Here is a 10,115-nt window from a genome sequence, read left to right as displayed (position 1 = left end):
GACCGGTACGAGGCTGCGTGATGGCACGCTCAAGGATCATCTATACCCTCAAAGAGGTCGCTGAGATGATCGGCGAGAACCTCGAGTTGATCGAAGAGGTGACCGCCAACTCGGATAATATCAGCGAAGGCGAATTGCTTTATGTCCGCGACGGCAGCGAATACGGCACGAAGGGCCTGACCGAGAACGGCGTGGGCGAACTCCAAAATCTCCTCGCCGACATACGGACATGGGATGGTGGAATCCGCCAGTTTCTCGTTGATGAACAATGCGATCCCGATGTGGTCGAACGCGTTATGGCAGACGAGATGAAACGCGGCCTATAATATCGGCCTCTCGATCAAGCGAAAATGCCTTCGCCGGACGCTCACCTGCAAATGATCATGGAGGCCGATGTTGATGGGCTGATTGGAGCCGGGCGCTACGAGCGTGGCGAAGGCCGCCAGACCTGGCGCAACGGCTATCGCGACCGATCCCTCGAGACGCGGCTCGGCACCTTGAACCTGAAGATCCCGAAGATGCGCTCGGGCAGCTATTTTCCCGGCTTTCTTGAGCCGAGAAAGACGGTGGAGAAAGCCCTTGTCGCCGTCATCCAGGAGGCGTGGATCAATGGCGTCTCGACCCGCAAGGTCGATGAACTGGTGCAGGCCATAGGCATGACGGGCCTCTCAAAGTCATCCGTATCGAAGCTCTGCAAGGACATCGACGAACGTGTGAATGCCTTCCTCAGACGCCCACCGAGGGGATTGCCAGCAATCTTGCCGATCACCTTGACGACCTCGGAAAGCGAAGCATGAAAAGGATGGCGGACTTGATCGCATCGAACACCAGGAACCTCCTTGGTGCGTTCGGCCTGGAGTTCCCGGAGAAGGCGAAGGACCGCGATGCCTTTATCGGCAAGGCTGGCGGCTGGCTCTTGAGTTGGTCGGCGGCACGCTCGCCCGCCTTGGCAACCTCTAATGGCTCCGCAGGGCAATCGACACCTATCCTCCTGGCCGATCGCAAAAAGGGTTCTGAAAGATCTATGACCCAGAATCCGCGACGCTGCCGTAAAGCGCCCCGACACGGCGTTCGGCGCGCTAAACGAGACGGCCTATTGTGCTTGATCTGGTCAAGGATTGTCGTCAAATGTAAGAACGAAATCACTTTCCTCGATCATTGTTCTTCGATGAGTGATCGCAATGATGATCATGTCATCCTGTCGGGCCCTCAAATGATCAAATATGTTTCGTTCGGTATCGGCATCCAGTGCCGAGCTGGGTTCGTCAAGCAACAGGACTTTTGGGCGTAGCAGGATTGCTCTGGCTATTGCTACGCGCTGCATTTCACCTCCTGACAATGCAATACCCCTCTTGCCAATTTTTGTATCAATGCCTTGGGGCAACCTCTCTATGACTTGTGCAAGTCCCACAGCCTGCAGCGTCTGGCGGATCGCGTGAGCGTCCGCATCGGCACCCAGCCTTACGTTATCGGCTAAGGATGCAGCTAGGATCTCTGGGTTTTGCGGGACATATCCAACAGCGGAAAAGAGCTCAGGTTCGCTGTAGGAACTTACCTCACGCCCCAACAGCAGAATACTCCCTTGATAGCCCTCGACGAAACGCAGCAAAAGCCGCAGGAGCGTTGTCTTTCCGGCACCGCTGGGCCCAACAATGAAGTTCATCCTCCCTTTCTGGAATCGAACGTCCAAGTCGAGCAGTATTGGTCTGCCATCGTTGTAATTAAACGTTAGGTTCTTGAATTCAACAACTTCGGTCCCGATTGGTTTCCCCTCGCTAGCAGAAAGTGGGCTGCTTTCAGCAATCGGCGAAAACTCGGGATAGTCGATTATTTGATTGTAACCCCTCTGAAGCTGGCGGGCGAGAAGCAGGTCTTCCATGGCTCTGGCGATCATCTCGGCTGGCCGATTGAGCTGCAAGATGAGTCCGTTGAAAATGATGATCTGGCCAATGGAAATCTCACCGCTCTCGTACAAGCGCACGGAGACAAAATACATCAGGCCGAGCTGAAGCGCGAAAGTCAAAGACCGAGCCAAGGCAAACTTGAGCCGAATGTGATGAAACTGTCGCCGGTTCACGCGCCCTTCCTCCCTCAAGGAGCGATAAATCTCCGTGAACCAAGCCCCGCCCTGGGCGGCCTTGATGATTTGAAATGATCCAATTGCTTCCCCGAGAACTTCAGCGCTATCCGCCAAAGCTGCGACAGCCTGCTCCTGCTTTGCCTGAGCTTTCACGTTAGAAATATACGTCAAAACGATAACCACTGAGGCATACGCCAACACAAGCAGACCGATCTGCCAGTTGATCACAGTAGCCACCACAAATGCCGCAACAACTGCCTCTAGTATTGAAGGAAAGAGCGTGCTGAAAACTAGAAAAACGTATATCCCATAGGATTCCTGCATATTTCGGACGGCATCTATCATATATCCAGATTGATACTGATGCGATATGGATGCTTTCTTTTTTAGTACTGAATCGAAAAGATGAATTCCCGCGTAGTGAATGACATCAAGTTCAATAAACTCAACGATTTTGAAGCTGATATCGTTTATAAAGCGGCTGCCGCCAACAAACAGCGCATAGCAGCAGAATAACAGCGCCGGAACGGGTAGTGAACCCTCCGATAGGCTGTCGATCAGGTAGCCGAACACCACCGGTCCGCCAACGGTTGCCGCGGTGGTCAGGGCAACAGTGACCAGAACGAACCAAACGTGCCTTTTGGATGTAGCTCGAAAAATTGTCCTAAGCGACTTTAGATCTGTCGCATCTATTTTGATCATTGGGGTCTTTCAGCGCGAACGCACGCGGGCGTCACTAAACATGCGAGACTTCAAATTGTTTTCAGATAGGCATCGACAGTCGCACACCTCATGAGAAAACCTGCGATCTCGTCCGTAAGATTGTGAGGGTCAATCGTCGAAACAGCGTCCAGTTCAATGTAGTCTGCAAGCGTGTGAGACGCCAAAACTCTTTTCTTTACAGTTGCATAGTCGAACAGCTGAACAACATCAACATCACCGGATTTTCCCACGCGATTAGCGATTGACCGCGGTAAAGTATCCGAGAACGCTGAACGAAACAGGCCGCGTTCGCGTCCTCCTGCAAGCAAAATTTGACGGGGACATAAAACACAAAATCGAACTAGCGGCCAGTAAAGGAATGGCTTGCGCTCACAGACACCAAGAGCTGCTGCTAGCGAATTATACTTTGCGTCATTCAGGGTGCAGACCTGGTGCTGTCTGGAAACGGATAGATTCTCGTAACGGTCCGCATCTCTAAAAATTCTCCGTGGAAACAGAGCCTTTAATTTCAGGAATGGTTTGACCTTTTCGATATTGTCCGCATCAAAATGTATCCACTTCGACATGTAGTCATCCGATTTTCCTGCTAGCCAATTGTGAGTTACCTGCCACACAGAACTCTGCTTCAGAATCGCTTCATTCACGACCGATCGTAGCAGAGGTGTACCTTCCTTATGAAACTCCCGGGCAAGAGACATTTCATCCAAACAAAGCATGAGTTGATCGCCCCCGTCTCCATTGAGGATCACGCTGACGCCATCCTGTTTGGCCGCGGCGTACATCTTCCAGTTTCTTTCATACCAGCCCGCCACCATGTGGGGGCGAAAGCCAGGCGCCATGTTAGGAAAATCAAGTTGAACATCCCTGGTCGTTTCAGCATCGAGCCACGTTACATGGCTACTCAGGCGCTGGCGCACGTCGTTGAAGTATTCGATTTCGTTCAGGCCACGGACACGGGAAGAGTACACATGGTATAGGTGCAGCGCCTTCTCTGGGAATGCGCGTCCGTAGAGCAAAGCGATCAAGGAGGAATCAAACCCGCCGGAGGTCGCGATACCAACGGTATCGTGGGAAGCTTTAAACTGTATGGCCTCAAGCGTCAGAGCTCGTATCTCCTCAGCCGCGTCGGATCCGCTCATGGGAGTTAGAGACCTCTCACATAAGAGATCGGGTAGGTGGTTTACCTCTACCAACGACGCGCCGCGATCATCGGCCAGCACTGTAAGTGAGCATCCGTGTTCGATCTCGACCAATCCGGAGAAGACAGTTTGTTTGGTGTTCATACGGTCGCTGGCGAGGAACTGGGTGATCTGTTCCTTATCGATCCGCAGACTAATCTCATTGCGGGCCGCGAAGCTTGAGAACCGCGCAAAGGTATCGAACAGGATGGTGTCACCGTCCATCTGCCAAGCGAAGATGTTCAACTCCGAGAACGGCGGGACGAAGAGGGTGCTTTGAAATGGTGTCGACAACAAAAGCGCGCCATCACCAACCAAGCCCGACATTATGGCCCGGGTCTCTTCCTGCACGTCAGTCTTGCGTCGAATATTTGACGCAAAATGTCTCAATCGGTTCGTGTCAAACCGCTGAAATATGCCGATTTTGTGAATTTCACAGTCGTGAAAGACCTGCTTTTGGACGTCGGCTGCCAGGTGTTCAAGGCGAAATCTCCCGCAGATTTTCGTCTCTGCTTGTTCGCAGGATAGGAGTGTAGTTGAAGACATTTGCAACAACGTCATTTGCCACCGTGCCGTTTATTTCCAGCCACGCATGCGCCCTGAAGGGGTTCTCTCTTACCCCTATTACGAAATCGGCTTTACAACCCTGATCTCGCAGGAAAAACAGGCAGGCCAATGCGTCTGGAATGCAGCTTAAGGGAAAGATCCGGAACGTTTTTAGGCGGTTATATGTAGCGATCATGCTTGCCACATTCTCGAGCGACGTGGTCGGAGCTTCCGCCATTATTTGAGCATGTTGTGCCGCAACCTTCGCTATTACCCTTATCGAGCGCCAGCGGAGTGTACGGGCCGCCTGCGTTGCCAATTGAAATCGCGGGAAGAATCGCCAATTCTCTAAAGCCTCGAACGTATGAGTTGAATAATCCCTATAGACCGTCGATACGGCGTTGAAGTCGATCGGGTCGGGTTCAACAGGTATCCCACGATACCGATTCTCGTTCAGATCAAGATGGACTTCAATGCTGTGCAATTTTGCAAACATAGCTAGCCGCTTAGAAGATGCTCGTTGCCGGACCAAGAAGGAAAGGGTGGCGCGAGAACCTTCGCCCCACCCCGTTGCCTGGCTTAGAAGGTGCGGTAGCGCTTCGGTCCGAGGGTTTCATGGACGCCGGCGCTGTTGTTGCCGAGTGTCTTCGCGGTTGCGTTACCCAGGTCGACGCTTTCCACGGATTCGGCTGGTTCGGACTTCAGTACGACGTTCTTTGCCATGACGTTCTCCTTTCATGTTGAACAAGGCAGGGAGACGATATCGCGAAACTGAAAGACGGTGGGAATGAAGTGGATATAAAATGGCTAGTTTTATAGATTGAAAACAAAATAAGCTTGACGTATTTAAGGTTGCATTGCGTCACTGACCGGAGCTTCACATGGCAGCCAGCGTCGAGGTTTTTGAAATTCTTCGGAAAGATATCATCTCGGGGAGGTACGAACCTATGCATTTCTTCGACGCAAAGGCTCTATCGGCTGAATACATCACCAGCGTTGCACCAATTCGCGAGGCAATGCTTCGATTAAGCGAACGTGGCGTTCTTCGTTGGGAACGTAACCGCGGATTCTTTGTCGAACGAATAAGCGGTGCAGCAGCACTATTTTATCTTGAGCAACTACGCTCATCATATTTGTATGCTATCGGGCGAATGGTACAATGTACAGATATTAGAAAATTTACGCAATGCGATATGGAAAAGCGTGGTTCCGTTCTGTTGTGTGAGTACCACAATTGCTTAAACATGATCACCCGTCAGGTTTTCAGCGAAACAGAGCGAGAATTTGTCGGATCGACTTGGGATAAGATCTGGTTCTTCCGCAACGCATACCTGAATGACAATGAAACAAAAGAGTTTTTATTCGACGGAGTTTGCAACACCATTGAGCATCTAGCCGGCGGCAGGCTCAAAGAATGCAGTGTTGTAGTCAATCAGCTATTTGACCACGTTATCGGGAAATTCCCAGCCCTGCTCCAAAGAGCGGGCACGTAACCCCGTAGTGACACCATCCGCGTGTGCCATGGCAAGCGTGACCAGGCGCATTAGAGTGTGGTGCTACGCCAACGCAGAAAAGGTCCAGTTTATTGAACAAGAGGCGAAATCGCAGGCTGTTTCTATCGACACTCGCGCTTTCAGTTGTGGCGGCAGCGTACGTCTTATTTTCCTTGCCTTCGGCTTCAGAGAGTGAGCTGGCAACTCCGATGACAGCTACGGTAACGAGGGGAGCGATTGGGGAAGAGGTGTTGGCCCTTGGGATATTGGAGCCCTCATCCATGGTCCGCGTGGGAGCTCAGGTTTCCGGGCAGATCAAGACGATACACGTGCGCGCTGGCCACACGGTGGAACGGGGAGAGCTACTCGCCGAAATTGACGCCGTTCCGCAGCAGAACGCTTTACGGGTAGCGCAAGCGAAGGTCGAGGATATGAAGGCCCAGCGGGGCGTGAAACAACTGCAGATGGAACATGCCGGTTCCACGCTCCGACGGCAAAATAGCCTCATAGAGCAAAGTGCCGTTTCGAGATCCGCCTTTGAGGAAGCAGAAACCAAATTCGAGATCCTAAAAGCGGAACTCGCGTCACTTGATGCCCAGATCAAGCAAAGTGAAGTCGACTTGGAGACGGCTGAAACCAATTTGGCCTATACCCGGATAACCGCCCCGATGGGCGGACAAGTCCTCGCGGTGCCAGTCGAGCAGGGCCAGACGCTAAACTCCGTCCAGACTGCGCCGACGGTTGCGGTCATAGCCAACCTTGGTGAGATGGTCGTAAAGGTTCGCATATCGGAAGCTGATGTCTGGCGGACAAGTCCCGGCCAGATGGTGTGGTTTACCATCATCGGAGATCCGGAAACCCGCTACCATGCCTCATTGGAAGCCGTGGATTTCGCGCCACCGTCCATAGCTAAAGAGACTATGTCGGAAAGCGCCCAGGACCCTGCCAAAGACAGTGCCGTCTATTATCACGGTATTCTCCGAGTGAAAAACATCGGGGGGAAACTCCGCACAAAGATGACCGCGCAAGTTCATATTACCGTAGGGCGTGCGCAAGACGTCCTGCTCGTACCGTGGGCGGCCCTTTCTATTCGGCAATCGGACGGATCTCATCTCGTAAAGGTTCGCGGAGCTGGCGGTGAAGTGACGGAGCGCAAGATCAAAGTTGGGCTCACCGATAGGATACAGGCGCAAGTGATCGAGGGTCTTCGCTTGGGTGAAACCGTGCTGCTCAATCAGGCCGCGCCAGCATTTGCAGGTTAAAGAATGATGCATCTCTTTGAGTTACGCGGCTTAGGGAAATTTTTCGAACTAGGGACTGAGAGAGTTGCGGCGCTAAAAAATGTTGAACTCGTGATAGATCGAGGCGAGTTCGTAGCTTTGGTGGGAGCTAGTGGCTCCGGCAAGTCGACTTTGATGAATATCCTCGGATGTTTGGATGCCCCCACAGAGGGCACCTACAGGTTTCTCGGCCAAGACGTGTCAGCTCTTGGCCAGAACGCGCTTGCCGAGCTTCGCCGAAAACATTTCGGGTTTGTGTTTCAGCGATATCAGCTGTTGAGCTCATTAAACGCGATCTCAAATGTTGAGATGCCTGCGATCTACGCCGGCCTTTCGAGATCAAGCCGACATGTTCGCGCCCGACGTCTGCTAACCAATCTTGGGCTGGAGGGCCGACTTGAACACCGCCCTTCGGAAATGTCGGGTGGACAGCAGCAACGTGTCTCGATTGCTCGGGCTCTGATGAATGGCGGCGAGGTCATCCTTGCGGATGAGCCGACCGGAGCACTCGATTCAAAGAGCGGATCCACTGTCCTGGAGCTATTCAAAGAGCTCCATGCTAACGGCCACACCATCATCATAGTGACCCATGACATGGCAATTGCCCGGCACGCCAATCGAATTGTGGAGCTTCACGACGGCAGAGTGATTTCTGACAAACCTCTAGCGCAAAATTATAGCCGTCCCCCGCCGGTCGACCTCAAGCAGGAAAACGTCGGTGCGGTTAAGAGCTTCCTACGAAGAATGTCGGAGGCTGCCGTCATCGCTTATCAATCCATCATAGCGCACAGGCTTCGCAACGCCCTTACTCTGTTTGGTATAGTCGTTGGTATCGTCGCCGTAATTGCGGTTGTAGGATTGGGCGAGGGCGGCCAACGCGTCGTCTTGCAACAGATAAACAGCTTGGGCGCGAATTCCATCATGATAATGCCGGGTACGGGATGGGATGACGAGAATGCCCAGAAGGTGGAAACACTCACACCCAGCGACGCTACCGCACTTATGACGCAGCCATACATAAACAGCGTCAGCCCCTTGGCGACTAAATCGGGGTCACTAATGTCGGACGGCCGAGTGGTGAGCGGGACGGTTTCCGGGGTGAGTAACGCTTATTTTGAGGTCACCCGACGGCCGATCGCACAGGGGAACCACTTTACCGGCGATGATCAAAGCAGCACTCTTCAGGAGGCGATTATTGATGATAACGCCCAGCAAGCTTTGTTCGGAACCTACTCGAATAGTCTCGGTAATGTCCTATTCCTTGATGGTGTGCCCTTCGTCGTCGTCGGAGTGACAGAGAAGCTTTCCGGCGGACTTGGTCAGGATAAACGCCCACAAGTTTATGTACCTTACATGAGCATGTTTGCGCGGATTTCCGGAACAGCCCGTTTGAGCGAATTGGTAGTTCGCGTTAACGAGGGCGTAGACAGCTCCGCAGCGGAGCAAGCTTTAATCTCGTTTCTTGAGAAGCGGCACGGCGCTCGCGACTTTTTCACATTCAACAGCGATCAAATGCGCAGGACAATTGAATCAACGACACAACTGCTTTCAATACTGGTGGCCTCAATCGCAGCTATAGCCCTCCTAGTGGGTGGGGTAGGCGTGATGAATATCATGCTGGTCTCGATCAGCGAACGCACGAACGAGATCGGCCTGCGGATGGCCGTTGGCGCTCGACCCACAGATATCCTGATGCAGTTTTTGATAGAGGCGTTAGTTATTACGCTTATCGGCATTGGCGTAGGAGTTGCGATCGCGTTGGCCCTTGGGGCTTTAATACCATATCTGGCTCTCCCCATCCCCATGGTCATATCTTTACATGCGGTGGGTGTTGGGTGCATCACAGCGTTGCTTATCGGGATTGCGTTCGGTTTCTTTCCGGCGCGAAAAGCCGCACGCTTGCATCCCGTTGAGGCCCTGGCCAGAGATTGAAGCAGCGGGGGGACTGCGCGGTGGTCAAACTTCACCCAGACGGCGTCTCCTATGTGATTCGGGCCGATAGCTGCTTGCTGAGAGAACATTGGCGCGCCTTCGTTGACCATAGTCTCTAATTTGCCCCGATCCCGCCGAGGAAAGGAGAATGTCGCGCGTCGCCTGGAGCATGTGCGTGACGCAGCTATGGCGCAGTACATGGAGCGACATCGACTTTGCCGCCAAAGTGGGTGCGACGCTAACCGCGGCGGCGGTGTGCTTTGACCTTGCCCCCAAGTTTTATCCAGTTTTGAGTTCGCTCCAGCGGTTTTTGGTTTCGGTGTTTGCGGCGGTAGCGGCGGGTTGCGGTGCGGAGCCATTCCGGCTGCGCAGCACCGCATCACGTCGCGGGTTGATTGTCTGAGCGAACTCGGCAGGTGTCAGCCAGCCGAGTCCAGAGTGTGGTCGATGATCGTTGTAATCGCTGCGCCAGTTTGAAAGCGCTGATCGAGCATGGGTCAGTGACGAGAAGAGAGTTTCATTCAAGAACTCGTCTCGCAGCCGCCCATTGAAACTTTCGATGAAAGCGTTCTGGATCGGCTTACCAGGCGCAATATAATGCCAATCCACCTTGGCCCGGTCCGTCCATTGCAGGATCGCGTTGCTGGTGAACTCGCTGCCATAACACCTTCGGAAGTTTGCGCTGAATGAGGCTTTGACCAGCTGCGTAGCCCCTCATCAGGCGAAGCAGGTGGTCATAGCCGGGCATCAGGTCTCACAGTGGTTTTTGCAAAAGCCACACTGCAAAGGTAAGCGCGATTTTCCATGCGCATTGACGGCTTGCTTCACGGCTAAATCGCCCCCGCATGGGGAGCGATATCCGGCTCCACTAGGCCACGGATGT

At 53.2% G+C, this 10,115-nt stretch carries 8 protein-coding genes and 2 pseudogenes; 5 read left to right on the top strand and 5 right to left on the bottom strand.

The annotated features are described in order from the left end of the window. Positions 1-20: 20 nt before the first annotated feature. Positions 21-326, top strand: coding sequence for a hypothetical protein (locus BLU15_RS40550; protein WP_090302533.1), 306 nt, complete (start codon positions 21-23; stop codon positions 324-326). Between the two features lie 45 nt (positions 327-371). Then, positions 372-746, top strand: a pseudogene (locus tag BLU15_RS38470) (transposase); the annotation flags it as partial. A gap of 365 nt (positions 747-1,111) precedes the next feature. On the opposite strand, the gene BLU15_RS38465 reads toward BLU15_RS38470, so the two are convergent. From BLU15_RS38465 to BLU15_RS39800, 4 genes are all read right to left on the bottom strand, one after another. After that, a complete protein-coding gene (locus tag BLU15_RS38465) occupies positions 1,112-2,782 on the bottom strand; it encodes an ATP-binding cassette domain-containing protein (protein ID WP_090302531.1) in 1,671 nt (556 codons plus the stop codon). A gap of 50 nt (positions 2,783-2,832) precedes the next feature. Then, positions 2,833-4,332, bottom strand: a complete 1,500-nt coding sequence (locus BLU15_RS38460; protein ID WP_176960494.1) for an asparagine synthase-related protein — start codon at positions 4,330-4,332, stop codon at positions 2,833-2,835. Positions 4,333-4,459: 127 nt separating this feature from the next. Next, positions 4,460-5,023, bottom strand: a complete 564-nt coding sequence (locus tag BLU15_RS38455; RefSeq protein ID WP_090302527.1) for a lasso peptide biosynthesis B2 protein — start codon at positions 5,021-5,023, stop codon at positions 4,460-4,462. An 83-nt stretch (positions 5,024-5,106) separates the two neighbouring features. Then, positions 5,107-5,250, bottom strand: coding sequence for a hypothetical protein (locus BLU15_RS39800; protein ID WP_176960493.1), 144 nt, complete (start codon positions 5,248-5,250; stop codon positions 5,107-5,109). 158 nt (positions 5,251-5,408) lie between these two features. Between BLU15_RS39800 and BLU15_RS38450 the strand changes: the two genes are divergently transcribed. The 3 genes from BLU15_RS38450 (at position 5,409) to BLU15_RS38440 (ending at position 9,232) form a co-directional block, all read left to right on the top strand. Further along, positions 5,409-6,020: a GntR family transcriptional regulator gene (locus tag BLU15_RS38450; protein WP_090302525.1), complete on the top strand. Its 612-nt coding sequence runs from the start codon at positions 5,409-5,411 to the stop codon at positions 6,018-6,020. 146 nt (positions 6,021-6,166) lie between these two features. Further along, positions 6,167-7,282 (top strand): efflux RND transporter periplasmic adaptor subunit, encoded by a 1,116-nt coding sequence (locus BLU15_RS38445; protein ID WP_371590420.1) that lies wholly within the window; start codon positions 6,167-6,169, stop codon positions 7,280-7,282. Positions 7,283-7,285: 3 nt separating this feature from the next. Beyond that, complete coding sequence (locus BLU15_RS38440) at positions 7,286-9,232, top strand: MacB family efflux pump subunit (protein ID WP_090302521.1); 1,947 nt, start codon at positions 7,286-7,288, stop codon at positions 9,230-9,232. 279 nt (positions 9,233-9,511) lie between these two features. Here the strand turns inward: BLU15_RS38440 and BLU15_RS38430 are convergent. Then, positions 9,512-9,892: pseudogene (locus BLU15_RS38430) on the bottom strand (transposase); the annotation flags it as partial. Positions 9,893-10,115: the final 223 nt, after the last annotated feature.

The organism is Ensifer sp. YR511 (assembly GCF_900103045.1).
Taxonomy (GTDB): Bacteria; Pseudomonadota; Alphaproteobacteria; order Rhizobiales; family Rhizobiaceae; genus Ensifer; species Ensifer adhaerens.
Note: the sequence above shows the minus strand (reverse complement) of the source record. Positions and strands in the feature narration are given on the sequence as shown.